This is a genomic window from Lentibacillus halophilus (assembly GCF_055395055.1).
Window position 1 is genome coordinate 1,604,954 of the sequence record NZ_AP043750.1, and the last position, 16,378, is coordinate 1,621,331.

The 16,378-nt window shown below is 43.7% G+C and carries 16 protein-coding genes, 1 tRNA gene and 1 pseudogene; 14 read left to right on the plus strand and 4 right to left on the minus strand.

The genetic code is table 11. The features are described 5' to 3' along the window. The first annotated feature begins 53 nt into the window (after positions 1–53). A complete protein-coding gene (locus ACZ5Q7_RS07845) occupies positions 54–488 on the plus strand; it encodes a universal stress protein (protein WP_343752318.1) in 435 nt (144 codons plus the stop codon). 211 nt (positions 489–699) lie between these two features. On the opposite strand, the gene helD is transcribed toward ACZ5Q7_RS07845, so the two are convergent. From helD to ACZ5Q7_RS07860, 3 genes and pseudogenes are all read right to left on the minus strand, one after another. Further along, a complete protein-coding gene (gene helD / locus ACZ5Q7_RS07850) occupies positions 700–3,015 on the minus strand; it encodes an RNA polymerase recycling motor HelD (protein WP_343752317.1) in 2,316 nt (771 codons plus the stop codon). Positions 3,016–3,209: 194 nt separating this feature from the next. Beyond that, positions 3,210–3,356, minus strand: a pseudogene (locus ACZ5Q7_RS07855) (NRDE family protein); the annotation flags it as partial. Positions 3,357–3,501: 145 nt separating this feature from the next. Continuing rightward, on the minus strand, positions 3,502–3,924 hold the full coding sequence (locus ACZ5Q7_RS07860) for a general stress protein (RefSeq protein ID WP_343752316.1): 423 nt from the start codon (positions 3,922–3,924) through the stop codon (positions 3,502–3,504). 303 nt (positions 3,925–4,227) lie between these two features. Here ACZ5Q7_RS07860 and ACZ5Q7_RS07865 point away from each other — a divergent pair, with 303 nt between their 5' ends. The 9 genes from ACZ5Q7_RS07865 (at position 4,228) to ACZ5Q7_RS07905 (ending at position 11,238) form a co-directional block, all read left to right on the plus strand. Next, entirely contained in the window at positions 4,228–4,830 is a 603-nt protein-coding gene (locus tag ACZ5Q7_RS07865) for a short chain dehydrogenase (RefSeq protein ID WP_343752315.1), read from the plus strand. Positions 4,831–4,905: 75 nt separating this feature from the next. Then, on the plus strand, positions 4,906–5,898 hold the full coding sequence (gene sppA, locus ACZ5Q7_RS07870) for a signal peptide peptidase SppA (RefSeq protein ID WP_343752314.1): 993 nt from the start codon (positions 4,906–4,908) through the stop codon (positions 5,896–5,898). Between the two features lie 12 nt (positions 5,899–5,910). After that, on the plus strand, positions 5,911–6,375 hold the full coding sequence (locus tag ACZ5Q7_RS07875) for an RDD family protein (protein ID WP_343752313.1): 465 nt from the start codon (positions 5,911–5,913) through the stop codon (positions 6,373–6,375). A gap of 89 nt (positions 6,376–6,464) precedes the next feature. Then, positions 6,465–6,605, plus strand: a complete 141-nt coding sequence (locus ACZ5Q7_RS07880) for a small, acid-soluble spore protein L (protein WP_343752312.1) — start codon at positions 6,465–6,467, stop codon at positions 6,603–6,605. 63 nt (positions 6,606–6,668) lie between these two features. After that, positions 6,669–6,929, plus strand: a complete 261-nt coding sequence (locus ACZ5Q7_RS07885; protein WP_464432708.1) for a sporulation protein — start codon at positions 6,669–6,671, stop codon at positions 6,927–6,929. Positions 6,930–7,317: 388 nt separating this feature from the next. Next, entirely contained in the window at positions 7,318–8,463 is a 1,146-nt protein-coding gene (locus ACZ5Q7_RS07890; RefSeq protein ID WP_343752309.1) for an AI-2E family transporter, read from the plus strand. 95 nt (positions 8,464–8,558) lie between these two features. Continuing rightward, complete coding sequence (locus ACZ5Q7_RS07895) at positions 8,559–9,110, plus strand: GNAT family N-acetyltransferase (protein ID WP_343752307.1); 552 nt, start codon at positions 8,559–8,561, stop codon at positions 9,108–9,110. Between the two features lie 36 nt (positions 9,111–9,146). Continuing rightward, positions 9,147–10,148: a phosphotransferase enzyme family protein gene (locus ACZ5Q7_RS07900; RefSeq protein WP_343752305.1), complete on the plus strand. Its 1,002-nt coding sequence runs from the start codon at positions 9,147–9,149 to the stop codon at positions 10,146–10,148. Positions 10,149–10,275: 127 nt separating this feature from the next. After that, on the plus strand, positions 10,276–11,238 hold the full coding sequence (locus ACZ5Q7_RS07905; protein WP_343752304.1) for an alpha/beta hydrolase: 963 nt from the start codon (positions 10,276–10,278) through the stop codon (positions 11,236–11,238). 79 nt (positions 11,239–11,317) lie between these two features. Here the strand turns inward: ACZ5Q7_RS07905 and dat are convergent, their stop codons facing one another. Further along, on the minus strand, positions 11,318–12,181 hold the full coding sequence (gene dat / locus ACZ5Q7_RS07910) for a D-amino-acid transaminase (protein ID WP_343752302.1): 864 nt from the start codon (positions 12,179–12,181) through the stop codon (positions 11,318–11,320). Between the two features lie 150 nt (positions 12,182–12,331). Between dat and ACZ5Q7_RS07915 the strand changes: the two genes are divergently transcribed. The 4 genes from ACZ5Q7_RS07915 (at position 12,332) to queG (ending at position 16,373) form a co-directional block, all read left to right on the plus strand. Then, entirely contained in the window at positions 12,332–13,021 is a 690-nt protein-coding gene (locus tag ACZ5Q7_RS07915; RefSeq protein ID WP_343752300.1) for a Crp/Fnr family transcriptional regulator, read from the plus strand. A gap of 255 nt (positions 13,022–13,276) precedes the next feature. After that, positions 13,277–13,350: transfer RNA gene (locus ACZ5Q7_RS07920), tRNA-Gly, on the plus strand. Between the two features lie 149 nt (positions 13,351–13,499). Further along, positions 13,500–15,206 carry an ABC-ATPase domain-containing protein gene (locus tag ACZ5Q7_RS07925; RefSeq protein ID WP_343752298.1) on the plus strand — a complete coding sequence of 569 codons (1,707 nt, stop codon included), beginning with the start codon at positions 13,500–13,502 and terminating at the stop codon, positions 15,204–15,206. Positions 15,207–15,230: 24 nt separating this feature from the next. After that, the gene (gene queG, locus ACZ5Q7_RS07930) at positions 15,231–16,373 is read left to right on the plus strand and encodes a tRNA epoxyqueuosine(34) reductase QueG (protein WP_343752296.1); all 1,143 of its coding nucleotides are present in this window, start codon (positions 15,231–15,233) and stop codon (positions 16,371–16,373) included. Positions 16,374–16,378 lie beyond the last annotated feature (5 nt).

A 16,378-nucleotide genomic window follows, 5' to 3' on the forward strand; every position in this document is an offset into this window, starting at 1 on the left:
ATAGTGCAACTAGGAAGGAAATGGCTTCCTGAATTCGCAATAGGGGGATGTCTATGAAACGACGCATACTGGTTGCTTATGATGGTTCTGAATTTTGTCAAGAATCCCTGAATGAGGCAAAGCTCCAGGCAATGGGGGATCCCGAAACAGAAGTTTATGTTATCTCAGTTGTGACGCAGGCCGCGCCCAGTACGAATGCAGCGGTTGCACGGAACATTGAAATGGAGATGGCTGAAACATTGCGCCCTGAAATGGAAAAAATAGAAAAAGACTTTGAAACGAACGATGTAACGGTCTATACGGATGTGGTTATTGATACCACTCAGCGTAATGCAGGGGAAAAAATTTGTTCGTATGCTCATGATTATGATATTGATCTAATTATTATTGGAAGTCGCGGACTTGGCAACGTGAAAAGTATGCTTCTGGGCAGTGTGAGCAATCGAGTCGTACAACTCGCACAATGTCCGGTTCTAATTATTAAATGATTAGAGTCTTAAGTTAGATTTTGTGTTGTGAAAATGCTTGGAAGCACATCCAAGCATTTTTTAGTGCGCCAGGATGAGAGCCCATTTTCCGGTGGACCGGTATTGTTTGGTCATTCATCGGCATTATGAGAGCCCATTTCGCCGCTATCATGATGCAAATAAAAAAATGCAGTGCATGCACACTGCATTTTTTGCTCATTGCAACGATCGATTAACGCTCTTCTTCTAGGTATGTTTCCTGTGGAGCTTCCTTGATAAATGGGGATGGTTCATCTGTACTAATCATAACCAGCGCGTGCATGGCCCGTGTGCATGCTGTATAAAACAGTGTCCGGTCGGCTTCACTGGTGTATTTGTTTTTGGATGCGTCGGGAATGATGACAGCATCCATCTCGATTCCTTTGGCCAAATAAACGGGCAATATTAGCAGTCCTTTCGGTAGATGACCAGTGGACTCATCAATTTGTGTAAAAGCGATTGTGTCTTTCAAAAGCTCGGCAACGTGATGGCTTTCTGCTTGTGTTTTGCAAATGATACCGATCGTTTCAAGCCCGTTCTGACGAAGGTTGTTCGTTTCTGTCATGATTGTCTCAGTAAAATGCTCCTTGTTTTGCCGGATCAGCAGTGGCTTATTTCCTTCCCTGTTAAATGGTTCTACTCTTTCGTTGCTTGGTGAAAAAGGTATTGTGAACTCAGAAATTTGCTTTGTCGAGCGATAACTTTTGGTCAATGTAATTTTTTTATAGGATGATCGCATCGGACCTGCTTCAATCAACGGATTGTCATCGGCCATATAACGATATATCGCTTGATTGACGTCGCCCAATAGCGTCATTCTGGCATTCGGGAAAATGTGCTGAATACAGGCGAATCCAAATGCAGCATAGTCCTGTGCTTCGTCAATGACAAGGTAGCGAACGGACTGGTCATGAGGGGTGCCAAGCAAACAGTGTTGAAAATAAAGATATGGTGCTGCATCTTCCCATGGCAAAAAGTTGTTCTCCAGATTGGCGGTTGTAAAAGAACAAATCGCTTCCCAGTTTTCTGGAGATTTGTCGGGTGTCCAATGGGTAAATAGCATTTGATAGGTGGCTGCAGTGCGGATGAATGCATAGTTGTTTACTTTCTTTTTGATGGGGGCAAAAACCCGTTTAACCACCTTTTTCCTTAGTATGTTTTCCTCGTGGACGGTTTCGTTTGTTTTGTCTTCGGTCTGTTTTTGTACTTGGTCAAACGCATCTTGGTAGTCTTCTTTATTAAGTAATTCCGTTTTTTCAAATACCCAGTCTTTATCTAGTTCGTGGCGTTCTTGTTTTCGTATTTCCTGCAGCAGCCACCCGGCCACCAGTTCCAGTTTATTCGGGATGGAGAGGGCATCGTCCAATGAATAAAAATAATCATGCATCTGCTGTTTGGAAATAAGTATTTCATCACGGAATGTAATGTTGCGGAACTGCATGTCTTGTTTGTTTAAATGGTTGATATACGCATCGATAACATGTTTGAAATGGAGATTCGATTTGCAGTCGATATTCTTCATCCTACTCGATTGGCTCTCCTGTTTGGTTTCCGTCATGACATATTCCATTTGTTCGAAGGGTGATTCAATAGTAAATGGATGGTTTACCTCGTTCTCCATATACTCATGAAACGTGGTTTGTCGCACATTTGTTTCACCGAGCTCTGGGAGCACATTGGCGATATAGCTGGAAAACAACGGGTTTGGTGATAACAGCACAATATTCTCGGCGCTCAAAATGTCACGATGCTGATACATCAAATAGGCCACTCGCTGCAGAGCGGCGGATGTTTTGCCGCTGCCGGCTGCTCCTTGGACGATTAAGTATGGATGGCCCTTATGACGAATGATTTTATTTTGTTCTTTTTGAATTGTGGTGACGATGCTTTTCATTTTAGTGCTAGCGTTGGCGCCGAGTATTTCCTGCAGCAGACGGTCGCCGATTGTCACGCCTGTGTCAAACAATCCTTTCAGAATGCTCTCACGGATGATAAATTGCCTTTTTAGCGTTATTTCACCGTTAATGGTTTCATCCATCGTATCGTATTGTGCTTCGCCTGGTGCATAATCGTAATAAAGGCTGGATATCGGTGCGCGCCAATCGTATATCAGGAAATCGCCGTCATTGCTGTCCATCAGGGAGGAAATACCGATGTAGATTGGCTCCGGTGTCTGTTCCGTATCTTCGCGGAAGTCTATGCGTCCGAAGTAAGGCGATTCACGCAGGCGCTTTAACGTTTTAAGTTCATCGTCAAGTTTGCCGTGGGATTGCTCTTTTTGGGTAAGCAGTTCTGCCTGCTGTTTAATGCTGGCCTGAGTTTCAATCACATCATCCGGTTCGTCGATGTTGACGGTGACATCTTCCCAGAAATCTTTGCGCAGTTGAATGACACTTTCTTTAATACTGGAGGCTCTGTCAATTACTTTTTTGGCTTTTTGATCGATATGATAGGTGACACGATCAATTCGCTGTTGTTCGGTTTCATGTGTATGGTTGGTTGATGTCATAAAATCAGCCCCGATCTGTCAATGGTAAAGGTTTCAATGGTACTCTATGTTGTTGGCATGTTATATGATTGTAACGAGGATGACAGGGTGATTGCAAGGCGGTGGCTGTCCCTTTGTGTCCTGTCATACGTTTGATGTTTGGACTGGTAAACACGTATGGTCCGTCGTCAGTCAATGGAAAAAGTGAAGCGTCCTTCCAAGTCCCGTCCGGCAAGAATGTGCGGCTGATCTTTCCAAAATCCGGCTGGAGCGGTCGGGCGCTCGAAATATTCGTCCCGGTTTGCGGCCATTATCAGTTTGTATGTCGGATGATTTCCTATATGAAAATTGATGAGACACATATTGCATCAATCCTTTTTACTTCATTAGTATATATTGTAACGTGCTCATTCCATTTATGTGTTTGTTTATACATTTCCAGTCATATTCACAAACATAAAGAAAAAAGTAATCGGCGGTAGACCGATTACTTTTCGCAAGCTGTGTTCATTGATAAAGGTGTTTGACGTTTTCTGTCATTTTTGGTGTCTCACCGGTGGGATCATTTCCCATTTTTAATTCAGTTTGTGACGTAATAAGAATGTTCCCAGCTTCAATTTTCTTACTGTAGTCATTTGCCTGGCTCTCGGAAAGGCCTTTTTTTAACAACTGATCGTGGATATCGCTCGTTTTATAAATATCATTTAAAAATACTTTTTTAATTTTACTGAGAAATGTTTGGTCGTGTGTTTCTTCTTCCGATTCGAGACTGGTTACACTGACATCAGTTAGATCATTAATTTTGTCTGCATGATTACCGTGTGCAAATATGGTAATGTTTGTGTTGCTGTATCCTTCCAGTTCAAGTATATTGACCGTTTTTACTGTTTCTTCCACCGACTCAAAGGGTCCGAAAATTTCTTCTGCCAATGATGACACCTCTCTATCAGAATGTTTTGTCAACTAAATTCCCTGATTATGCTTTTATTAAACGTTATGCACCGGGATTTTAAAAAAGACTAAGAGAGGATTAATCACAAACATCGGTGGGGTAGGGCAGATCATCTCGGTTAAAAGCATTGTTTGCTGAGACTTTTACACCTTGGGACAGACATACAGGACAGGTGATTTGGATATATTTATATAGAAGTGGCTGGTTCAGATGTGATCAGAGTGGGTATGACTGGCACACTGAAACAATTATTTTCCAAAAAACAGAAAGGGGTCGTTAAGATGCGTATCTTGGTTGTAGGGGCGAGCGGCACGATTGGAGCGAATATTGTCAAGCAGCTGGAATCGAAACATGATATCATTCGGGCGGGAAGAAATGGAGCGGATGTTTCCGTGGACATTATGTCTCCTGACAGCATTGCTTCTATGTATGAAACTACCGGCCATGTGGATGCCGTTATCAATGCGTCAGGTGGAGCGAATTTCAGAACGGTTTCGGAGTTAACTCCAGCCTGGAATGAAAAAGGGATAGAAAGCAAGTTGAAGGGGCAACTTAATCTCGTTCTGATTGGTCAGGATTATATGCGTGATGGAGGCAGTTTCACGTTGACCACAGGTGTTATGATGGATGATCCGATACCAATGGGAGCATCTGCAGCCATGGCCAATGGTGGTGTTAGGGCTTTTGTAAAAGCCGCATCCATTGAAATGCCCAGAGGGATCCGTATCAATAGCGTGAGCCCCAATATCGCTGAAGAATCATGGGATAGGCTTGGCAATTATTTTCCCGGTTTCACGCCTGTTCCTGCCGCCAAAGTGGCTCGAGCGTATGTGAAAAGTGTGGAAGGCGCACAGACCGGTCAAAATTATGACGTTTATCAATAATAAATAACTGACGATGCAGCAGTCATTGTTGTAATATAGATGCAAATATTTTGTACATAGAATGGAGGAAACCAATTGAACAACAAACGTTGGCTTGCATTGGGAATAGCGGCGATTTTATTGGTCCTTTCGCTTGGCTTTCGATTTATGTCAAGTCTGTTCACGACCGATGTGGAATCGATGCTGGAAACGACGCAGAAGAAATACCAGGAAGAAGTTATCGAAAAGGGCTCCGGTAATAAAATTGCCATACTTGAGCTTAATGGCGTTATTCAAAACACGTCCACATCGTCGCTTCTAAATTCAAGCGGTTATAATCATGAACGCTTTCTTGAAAAATTAGAACATGCAGGAAAGGATGAAAGTGTTGATGGCGTGATTTTACGTGTGAATACACCAGGTGGGGGTGTCGTGGAAAGCGATGAAATCCATGATAAGGTCGTTGAATTACAGGAAGACTACGACAAACCTGTTTATGTATCCATGGGCAACACGGCAGCTTCCGGCGGCTATTATGTGTCTGCTCCTGCTGATAAAATTGTGGCCCATCCGGCAACACTGACCGGCTCAATCGGTGTTATTATGGAAAGCTTTAATTTTGCAGAATTAGCTGACGAATATGGTGTTGAATTTAACACGATAAAGAGTGGGGAATTCAAGGATATTATGTCCCAATCCCGAAAAATGACTGAAGAAGAACACAAAATTTTGCAGCGCATGGTGGATGATATGTACGCTGACTTTGTCGATGTCATTGTTAAAGGTCGTGACATGTCCGAATCCAAGGTTCGTGAACTCGGAGATGGACGTGTGTATACCGGGGAACAGGCAGCTGAAAATGGTCTGGTCGATGCAACTGGTTCAAAAGACGACACCATCGCCATGATGAAAAAAGATTTCGACTGGTCAAATGCAAAAGTCGTTGAATACAAAAGCGGATTTGAACTGAATCAATTTCTAGGCAGCACGGTGAAAAGCATGTTCGGTAAGGAAACCGACCTGATTGATATGAAGGAACTCTTGCGTCAATCCGAGGGGCCACGTGCGATGTATCTATATTCGAAATAGGGAGGTGCCGGAATGAATGAAAATCAGGAAACGACTACAGAAATCGTGACCTCGGATGGCGATCGTTATGCCGGGTTTTGGATGCGTTTTTGGGCGTATTTGGCCGATCTCGTGATTGTTTTCAGTTTAAACGGCATCCTGCTTAGTCCCTTGAAATTTATTGGTAATGGGGCGATTGATGTCGGGTTTTGGACGGTTACTGGAGTAGTCAGTGCTATCGTCTTTTATCTTTATTTTTTGCTGATGACTAAATATTACGCGAAAACATTAGGGAAAATGATCTTTGGTCTGCGTGTCGTGCGGCAAGACCGTGAGCCGCTGACATGGAGTGATTTGATTTTTCGTGAAATCATCGGCCGCTTTTTTTATCGGGTATTCTGGTTTATGTTCGTGCTATATTTATTGATTGCATTCACGGAACAGAAGCAGGGACTTCATGATTTGTTTGCTGATACGCGTGTTGTGTTGGACCGTTAATCATCCCCGGAGATCAGGAAGAACGTAGCAGCACAACTCAGGCATAAAACGCCTTTTGCCGAGAAACAGTATATGGTGGAGGTGTTATTATGGCTGACAAACAGGATAACTGGAAAAGCCGTCAAGTCAAGACAAGTATTAATAAACAAGGATTAAGCGAAGATGCATCTGATCAGCAGCCTGACAGCCAACTTGAGCAACGGGCCAAAAAGAAAAATACAAAAATATAGCTCTTTCAATCATAACCCTGTTTACGGAAACAGCTGAAATACTAACTTTAGATTGGCTGGGTGATGATGATCGATAACGATAACACACTGCATTTTTTACGTGAATCATTGGTAAACACAAGTGAAGACGCTATGACGCAACAAATCATCACAAGGCTAGAGACACATGACTACAAAAACGAACAGGAATTTGTCAAAAGCCTGAGTGAAGAGGAAACGGAATACCTCGATTCCGTCGTCGAAAAAGAATTAAATTATGCCCGAAATGCTGAGGACGATGTACGTGCTCAACAGTTAAATGACGTTTATGAATTGCTTATTTAAGTGTGTTTTGGCACATAAGCATATAGAAAAACGTAAAGGGTAAAATTCCCATTGATTTTACAGGTCAAATCCGTTAATATAAAGTTACAAGCTGCATTGTTCGTATTTAATTAAGTTTTAACCTCTAACAGATGAATAGGGAGTTTTATATCGGGATTCTAATGTCGTGCCTCCATTGTGTGGAAGACAGGACGATCCCTGCAAGCACCCACTTGGCGAAGTGGCGGTTTTAAAACTTTTTATTTTAAAATACGGCAATTGTGGCTGCTGATTAAGTAAAAGACAGACCAGTTCTCTCAGACGGAGCTGGTCTTTTTTTTCGTCCTGCTATTATGGAATTTTTTCGCCATTTGTCATATAATTTGAATAGCGAGGAGGACGTTTACATATGAAAATAAGCCGATTCATGCAATTTATCGGCGGCCGTGATTTGTTTTTCGGATTGGTTCTGATACTTCTACTTGGTGTCATTGTATTTATTTATACGAAGGTATCTTTTATTTTTGATCCAATTCTGACCATTGGTTCAACGGTTATTCCGCCGCTGATTCTTGCCTTTATTGCCTATTATTTATTGAACCCGATCGTTAATTTGCTGGAACGTGCGCACATCGATCGCATTTGGGGGATTGTCATTCTCATTCTGGGCATCAGCGGACTTTTTACTGGCGTTATTCTGCTCACAGCACCGGCCATTGAAACACAGGTAAAAGATCTGGCTTCCAATTTCCCATCATACTTAAATCAGATGGGAGCGGGAATTGATAATTGGATTCAACAGTCGTTTCTTGCACCATACTATGAACAAGGGTACGACTGGTTCACATCCAATCTGAGCAATTTAACGAACAAAGTCATGGAATACATAGGTGGTGCGGTTGAAGGGGTGCAGAATATTGCCAATGTGATTACACGTATTATAGTGGCACTGGTGACATTTCCATTTATCCTGTTCTTTTTATTAAAAGACGGTGATCATTTCAAAGCATTTTGTCTGAAGTTGCTCCCTCCAAGATACAGGGATGGTGCGGACGAGATCTTGAGGAATATGGATGTTCAGGTTGGCTCCTATATTCAGGGTCAGATTATTGTCGCTTCATGTATTGGTGTTCTTTTGTATATTGGCTACCTAATCATTGGTCTTGATTATGCCATTACACTTGCTGTCGTTGCAGCTGTAACCAGTGTTGTGCCTTATCTTGGCCCGATGATCGCTATTTCTCCTGCTATCATCATTGCCCTCGTTCAATCACCAGTCATGGTTCTCAAACTCGGAATTGTGTGGGCAGCGGTACAATTTTTAGAGGGAAATTTTGTATCACCAAATGTAATGGGCAAAACAATGCATGTACACCCACTTACCATTATCATTGTCTTATTAGTCGCCGGTAATTTGTTTGGTGTCGTTGGCGTAATTCTTGGCATTCCGGGATACGCTATTTTGAAAGTGATCGCTGTTCATGCATTTAAACGGTTTAAAATTCGCTATAATCGGTTTTACGGTGATGAATATGATCCTTATGAAGAAACGTAACGAATTAGCCTTTTGAACATTTTAGATGGCTGCCCGAAACGTCTTTATGAAAGTTCTTTACTCCCACGCCACGTTTTGGAATCATGCATGAATGAATGGTGACGATTCATATAGTTGATAAAAACAGGAAAAGGAGTGGGGCAGCCATCGATATTCGTTTATTGGGAATTCATGATGCTGAGGCCTATCGTGATCTCTGCCTGGAGGCCATGTTGAACAGTCCGGAATCCTACACCTCCAGCTACGGTGAAGTGAAAAAGCAGTCCGTGTATACGTTTAAAGTTCGATTGCAGTCGGAGAACATATTTACATTTGGTGCTTATTCAGGTGATGAATTGGCAGGTATGATAACACTCATGAGAGAGGTGAGACAAAAGACGGCTCACCGAACAGCGCTGTTTATGTTGTATGTCACACCATACGAACGCGGGAAAGGAATCGGGAGACAACTCATTCAGACCGCTGTTGATCATGCGAAATCATTGGACGGTGTGGAGCAAATTAATTTGTCGATCATTGTCAATAACAGTACGTTGAAACGGTTTTGTTATGCCATGGGGTTTTCCCCGATTGGCGTGCATAAACAGGCTGTAAAAGCGGGGGATCATTATTATGATGAAGAACATATGATCATGCTTGTGCATTAGAGAGTGCCAAGCAAATCGTTTTGGAGGAATGAAAGAGTGCAAGTAAAGGTGAAACACGCATTAATCGATACGCAAACGATTAATCAAATGGTTACCGAACACCATCTCCGGTCCATTGCAGACTGTCATTTGTTAGCGCGAGGATTGAATGACACCTATTATTTGGAAGACGAGCAAGGCTACCGGTATATCTTCAGGCTTTACCGATCAAGGTGGCGGGATAAACAAGCGATTCTTTTTGAATTGGAAGCGATCAATCTGCTTTATAGGCAAGGGTTTCGAGCATCCCACCCCGTCAAAAAGCGCAATGGTGATTACTTGTATGAAGCAGAGGCACCCGAGGGACTGCGTTATGGCGTGTTATTCAGTTATTCGGAAGGGGAGCGCCCGCCGATCAATATGGAAACGTCTGAGTTAATCGGTGCAACGCTTGGCCGCATGCATCAGTTAACAACTGGTTTTACATCGACGTATGAACGGGGGTTTGAGCTGGGGATAAATGATTTGTTGGATAATCCCGCTGACATCATTTCACCGGTTATCGACAACTATCTTGGTCATGGAGCGGTTGATCTATTACATACGGTTGTGAAAAACACAAAGGCTGATTTGGCCGATCTTGACTTGGAGAGAGACTTTTGCCATGGCGATTTTCACAATCATAATATGCATCTTTCCAGCGACGGTATGGAACTGTTTGATTTTGATGACTGTGCCATAGGATTCAGGGGATACGATATCGCTGTATCATGGTGGAATTTACTGAATAATTATAAAAACATGGAAAATGAATGCTGGGACGCGTTTTTAAAAGGGTATACGGCGAATCGGGATTTGGCGGACGACGATTTCCGTAGTATTCCACGGTTCATTACTGCGAGACGTATTTGGCTGATGGGCACGATGCTCGCTAATGACGATGTCTGGGGGACCAATTGGATCAATGAACGGACGTTGAAGCTGTTTATGGGGCAGCTGCGGACAGACCGGCCTGGCGATAAAGATTTGCAGGAGCTGGATGATGAGGGGATCATCTGATGGACAAGCCGTTTCGGATGAATCCAGCGCTTCTGAATTTCTAAGAAGTACCATGATGAAAATGGCCAAATTGCCTGCTTTTTTCTGTATAATGGCGTTGGAATGACAGATAGAAAGGAGGCATGGCATGAAACGAAAAAAGTGGTTGAAGATTGGTATAGGATTATTAATTGTCCTATTAATAATAGATATCGGTGCAAGTATTTATTTTTATCAGTTGGCTATTGACCGAAATGAAAAAGACTTTTTGCAGGGAAATGACGATTTGGAAGTATCCGCTGAAACGATGGAAGTACTAACGGAAGGAGACTGGCGGACATGGGTTGATCAGCAGGATTTTGATGAATGGACCATGACGTCCCGTGACGGCCTTGACATGAAGGGGTATTTCCTTGAAGCAGAAAAACCATCGAATAAAGTAGTTGTCATGGCGCATGGCTACCTTGGCAATGCGATGGATATGGGTCTGTTCGGTCAGTATTATTATGAACAGAAAGGCTATAATATATTTACAGCCGATGCACGTGGACACGGCGCCAGTGGTGGTGATTATATTGCATTTGGCTGGGATGATCGGCTGGATTATGTGGATTGGATCAAGCGCATTATCGAGCAATATGGAGAGGATACAGAAATCATTCTGCACGGTGTATCAATGGGCGCTGCTACGGTTCTGATGACGGCTGGTGAAGATCTTCCGGACAATGTGAAGGCTGTTGTTGCGGATAGTCCATATACAAGTGTTTATGATTTATTCTCATATCAATTGGGCCGCATGTTTCACTTGCCGGCTATTCCAGTTCTTCCGTCAACCAGTGTTGTTACCCAAATGCGGGCTGGCTATTCTCTGAAGGAAGCATCGGCGCTAGATCAGGTTAAGAAGGCGGATGTCCCTATTTTATATATCAGAGGAAGCGATGATACGTTTGTCCCATCGAGGATGTCGGAAATGTTATATGAAAATACGAAAAGCGATGCTGAAATGCTGACAGTAGAAGGAGCAGGGCATGGGGAACCATTCGTTGTCGGTAAGGACAAATATATTGATAAATTGAATGACTTTTTAACAACGTATACGGACTGGCAGTAGAATAAGAGACGCTTTCAAATGACAAGGCGTCTCTTATTTTGTCTCGTTCTTGTGCTGGTGTGTGAACGTTCATTGAAGGTTACATGTTCACATGCGGAATACCGGCATCCTGTTCATAAGCGTATTGAAGTTTTCTGGTGATAGTGCCTGGTTTGCTGTCAGCGATACAGATACCGTTGACTGCAACGACCGGCATAATTTCAGATGTGGTACTGGACAAAAACATTTCGTCAGCGTCCGGAATGTCGTCTATAACGAAGGCTTGTTGGACAAACGGAATGTCTGCTTCAGCTGCAAATGCCTCAACCCGCATGCGTATACAGCCGTGTAGAATACGATTTGTTGCCGGATGGGTATAGATGGTATGATTTTTGACAAGATAAATAGTCGATGAACTGTTTTCGGTTACTCGTCCATTTTGTTCGAAAATCGCCTCATAATGGCCGTTCTCCTGTGCTGCCTGCTTGGCGAGCACGTTTGGCAGGAGATTCAGACTCTTAATATAGCAATGTTCCCATCGGGTGTCACGCTCCGTCATGGTCGTGACGCCTGTGGACAGTTTATCTATGTTGCGTGGCAGGTCCTGTACATAAGCGTATGCATTTGCAGGCACATCACCGGGAAATGCGTGAGCGCGTGGCGCTGAACCGCGGGTTGCCTGCATATATATAATGCCATCGGACACCATGTTATTTCGTTCGAGAAGCTCGGTTAATTGATTCGTTATTTCCTGTATGGAAAAAGGCAATTCCAGTCTGATGGCTGCAGCAGACCTGAATAGACGGTTCATATGCTCTTGCAACAGATAAGGCTTCCCTTCGTAAATACGGATAACTTCATAAATGCCATCGCCAAATTGCAATCCGCGCTCGTTAAACGGATAAGTGAGCTGATCGCGATGGACAAAACCAGTTTGTGACAGTGTAACGGGATAGACAGCCACGGTATTCGCCTCCCTTGGAATATAACGATATTTTATACGTTTCATAAAAACCTGTAAAGTCATAGTTAGTAGTGATTATTATCACATAATGGACGTTTGTTATCTGGTATGATGCCTATACTATGAATATGAAAAGGAGCGTGATTATAAATGGATCCTATTTTAGAACGACTTTATCATGATGAATATCATTTATTGTTGACGTATGCTGAGCCGGCAACGTTTCGGAAACATGCTCATATTTTTAATGAAGGTGCTCCTGCTGAACATATGTTTTTTATTGCAAGCGGAAAAGTGCAAGTATATAAAACGATTGGATACCACAGCTATCTTACTGTATTTACACGTGGTGAAAACGATGGCGTCGGAGAAATCGGTGTCTTTGGAGGCGATCATTATCCGAATAGCGCCCAAGCCGTGGAGGACAGTGAACTGTACGTTCTTGAACGGGGAACGGCTGAAAATCTTTTATCTGAAAATGGTGCTTTGAGTCTGCGATTTTTACGGTGGCTTGCTGAGTCATTGGATGCAAGCGAGTCTCAGTTGCGTGACTACACAGCATTTGGTTCCGAAGGGGCTGTTGCATCGTTTTTTGTGCGTTACGCCAACATGTATGGTGTTGTAACACCATCAGGTATCCGCATAACTGAACCACTGATTATTCAGGATATCAGTAACCATATAGCCGTATCGCGGGAGACCGTCAGCCGAATTGTGAGTAAATGGAAAAGTCGAGGTCTAGTAGAAAATCACAATAAATATTTTATGTTGAAGAATATGGATTATTTTAATAGACTCCTCGCCTGTGATCAATGCGGTGTCGAAAACTGTATATTGTAAGTAAAATATCAAAAAATCGATTGCTGTTTTTTTACTGACATGATATACTTGTTTGTGTTATGACAAAAAACAACACATTTATACATCATTTGCGGTTATTGTTTAATGATAAAATGTACATTTTGAGCAATGTTTTCGATGCATACTTTCAGCAATTTGCAAGTTGTGAGGAGTGTAAGCTCCATCGAAACAACTTGTAACGTGACAAGCATATGGATCAATGAACGACCAAGCAGGATTTTCTTCATACAACTCGCGGGTGTAGTTTAGTGGTAAAACCTCAGCCTTCCAAGCTGATGTCGTGGGTTCGATTCCCATCACCCGCTCCATACATAAAAAGTCCCAACGCAGTGTTTCGCAGTCATCCGAGGCATTGCGTTTTTTCATATTTCAAGCTGTGGCGTTTTGACACATGGCTTGAAACTGTTTTGGGCAACATGTATTCTGAATTCGATACTACAATTAATTGAGGGATTTTATGAAACAATTAATGCAGACATTGCAGCAAATAGATGGAAAAGGATACAAAGCGTATAAAAGCATTCAAGGTCATTATAAATTTTCCGATTTTGATTTGTATGTTGATTACGTCCAAGGAGATCCGTTTGCCGCGCCATCTAAAATTCGGGTGGTTATCCCTGCGAGGAAACGTCCTATGAAGGAGGACTGGCTGCAATCACGGTTGCGCAACGTTGCAGTTGAGGATATCCTCGCACGCAAGGTAGGGTATGCCATCGCGAAAAGCAACTTTTCCATTAAAGGGTCCGGAAAAAGCGGCAGTATTCAGTTTGATCGCCCTGGTCAGGAAGTGTTGGAGCGAAGTGCCGTACAGGCTGACTCCAGCTCAATTACAGTGTGTATTTCAGTCGGTTTACCGGCAAATGGGCGAAAGATCAACGGCAAAGAAGCAGAGAAACTGTTCACACAAGCTGTTCCTGATATTTTACGGAATTCCATTTTTACGATAACGGATGATGACATCGAGCACGCGGTACAGCTGGCCGATCAACAGCAAGCCATTATCGAAGCCATGCGCCGTAATAATTGGATCGCCTTCATCGCCAATGGGTCCATTTTGCCGCGGGAGAGTGGTGTGAGCAATCGTCCGCTTAAGAAGGCTGTGCCGTTTCAGAGTCCAAAAGACAATGAAGTGGAAATCGAAGTGCCGCACCGGGAAGAGCCTATCACCGGCATGGCTGTTGAACAGGGCATTACATTGATTGTCGGCGGAGGTTATCATGGTAAAAGCACCATTCTGGAAGCTATGGAGCGTGGTGTTTACTTCCATGTGCAAGGCGATGGGCGTGAGTACGTACTGACAGATCCGGACGCTGTTAAAATACGTGCGGAAGACGGGCGGAAAGTAACAGGTGTTAATATTTCCCCGTTTATCACAAATCTCCCGCATCGTCAGGATACCACTTTCTTTTCAACAGACAATGCCAGTGGGAGCACATCGCAGGCTGCAAATGTGATGGAGGGACTGGAAGCAGGAGCGACCACACTTCTTATTGATGAAGATACAAGCGCCACCAACTTTATGATACGCGATGAGCGCATGCAGCAACTCGTCCATAAGGATAAAGAACCAATTACGCCATTCATTGATAAAATCAGACAGTTGCGTGATCAGCACCAAGTGTCAACGATTCTTGTTATGGGTGGTTCCGGTGACTACTTTGATGTTGCGGACAAGGTCATTATGATGGAGGCGTATGTCCCCTACAATGTCACCGATGAAGCGAAGTCCATTGTCCAGTCGCGTCCGATTAACCGGGAAGCCTTGGAGGATACTGCTTTTGGCGATATAAGCAGCCGAATTTTTCAGCAGAAATCGCTTCAGACAAGAAAAGGTAACAAATCCAAAACACAAGCCAAAGGACTGACGACTATTATCATGGGAGCGACGGATATAACGTTTCATGATACGGAACAGTTGGTGGATTCATCCCAGACACGAATGATTGCCGAGATGATTCAACACTTGGAGAGGACGAATGCGCTCGGGGAACGGACGCTTTACCAATTGCTGGACGATATCGAACAGCAAATGGATCAAAAAGGACTGGCGTCGTTTACCGCATTCCAGGATCAACACCCTGGTGATATTGCTCGGCCGCGGCGATATGAGATTGCCGCTGTACTGAACCGCATGCGTACGGCTTCTATCAAACAGACGCACTGACCCAGGATAACGAGGAGGGATAGGATGAACACGAATCAACTTCGACAGGAAATTATTGATTACAGCAAGGAAATTGGCGTTGATAAAATTGGATTTGCTTCAGCTGACGTGTTTGCAAGCTTGAAGGACCGGTTGAAACGACAGCAAGAGCTGGGGTATCAATCCGGCTTTGAAAAGGGGTCGGTGGCGGAACGGACGGAACCTGATCGGCTGCTTCCGGAAGCAAAATCCATTTTGTCTATTGCTTTGGCCTATCCTTCCCGGATGAAAGACGCTCCCAAAAGCACGAGAGACGAACGGCGCGGTATCTTTTGCCGTGCATCCTGGGGTGTGGACTACCATAAAGTCTTGAAGGAAAAACTGGAAAAACTGGCAGCCTTTATAGAGGAACATATGTCGGATGCCCGCACCAAACTGATGGTGGACACGGGTGAATTGTCCGATCGGGCTGTTGCGGAAAGGGCCGGTATCGGATTCAGTGGTAAAAACACGTCGATTATTACACCGGAATTCGGTTCGTATGTCTATCTCGGTGAACTGATAACGAATGTGCCGTTTGTGCCTGATACACCGCTGGAAGATGGCTGCGGATCCTGTACGAAATGCCTGGACGCCTGTCCGACTGGTGCTTTGGTGCAGGGCGGTCAACTCAATGCCCAACGTTGTCTCGCATTTCTGACACAGACAAAAGATTTTATGCCAGATGAGTTCAGACCGAAAATGGGCAATTTTATTTATGGATTTGATACGTGTCAGGCCGTCTGTCCATATAACAAACAGGTTGATGTTCATAACCATCCAGAATTCGAACCGGAGCCGGAAGTGGCCAAGCCGAAGCTTAAACCGATGCTCCGCATATCAAATCGGGAATTCAAAGAAAGATTTGGTCACATAGCTGGGTCATGGCGCGGGAAGAAACCGTTGCAGCGAAATGCGCTTCTGGCTCTCGGGCATTATAAGGATACAACAGCCGTTGACGACATGATTGCGGTTATGACCAATGATCCACGGCCCGTTATTCGTGGTACAGCTGCCTGGTCACTCGGCAAAATTGGGACAGATGAAGCATTTGCGGCCATCCGGAAAGCCAAGGATAAGGAAACAGATGACGACGTATTGGCCGAAATGGAAAAAGGTCTGGGGTTCGCTACATCACCGACAAATTAAAATCG

Bases quoted from the DNA above. Each gene is read 5' to 3' on its own strand.
- ACZ5Q7_RS07845 (WP_343752318.1), top strand. From the start codon at position 54: ATGAAACGACGCATACTGGTTGCTTATGATGGTTCTGAATTTTGTCAA.
- helD (WP_343752317.1), bottom strand. From the start codon at position 3,015: ATGACATCAACCAACCATACACATGAAACCGAACAACAGCGAATTGAT.
- ACZ5Q7_RS07905 (WP_343752304.1), top strand. From the start codon at position 10,276: ATGAAACGAAAAAAGTGGTTGAAGATTGGTATAGGATTATTAATTGTC.
- ACZ5Q7_RS07915 (WP_343752300.1), top strand. From the start codon at position 12,332: ATGGATCCTATTTTAGAACGACTTTATCATGATGAATATCATTTATTG.
- queG (WP_343752296.1), top strand. From the start codon at position 15,231: ATGAACACGAATCAACTTCGACAGGAAATTATTGATTACAGCAAGGAA.
- ACZ5Q7_RS07890 (WP_343752309.1), top strand. From the start codon at position 7,318: ATGAAAATAAGCCGATTCATGCAATTTATCGGCGGCCGTGATTTGTTT.
- ACZ5Q7_RS07895 (WP_343752307.1), top strand. From the start codon at position 8,559: ATGGTGACGATTCATATAGTTGATAAAAACAGGAAAAGGAGTGGGGCA.
- ACZ5Q7_RS07925 (WP_343752298.1), top strand. From the start codon at position 13,500: ATGAAACAATTAATGCAGACATTGCAGCAAATAGATGGAAAAGGATAC.
- ACZ5Q7_RS07865 (WP_343752315.1), top strand. From the start codon at position 4,228: ATGCGTATCTTGGTTGTAGGGGCGAGCGGCACGATTGGAGCGAATATT.
- ACZ5Q7_RS07880 (WP_343752312.1), top strand. From the start codon at position 6,465: ATGGCTGACAAACAGGATAACTGGAAAAGCCGTCAAGTCAAGACAAGT.
- ACZ5Q7_RS07885 (WP_464432708.1), top strand. From the start codon at position 6,669: ATGATGATCGATAACGATAACACACTGCATTTTTTACGTGAATCATTG.
- ACZ5Q7_RS07875 (WP_343752313.1), top strand. From the start codon at position 5,911: ATGAATGAAAATCAGGAAACGACTACAGAAATCGTGACCTCGGATGGC.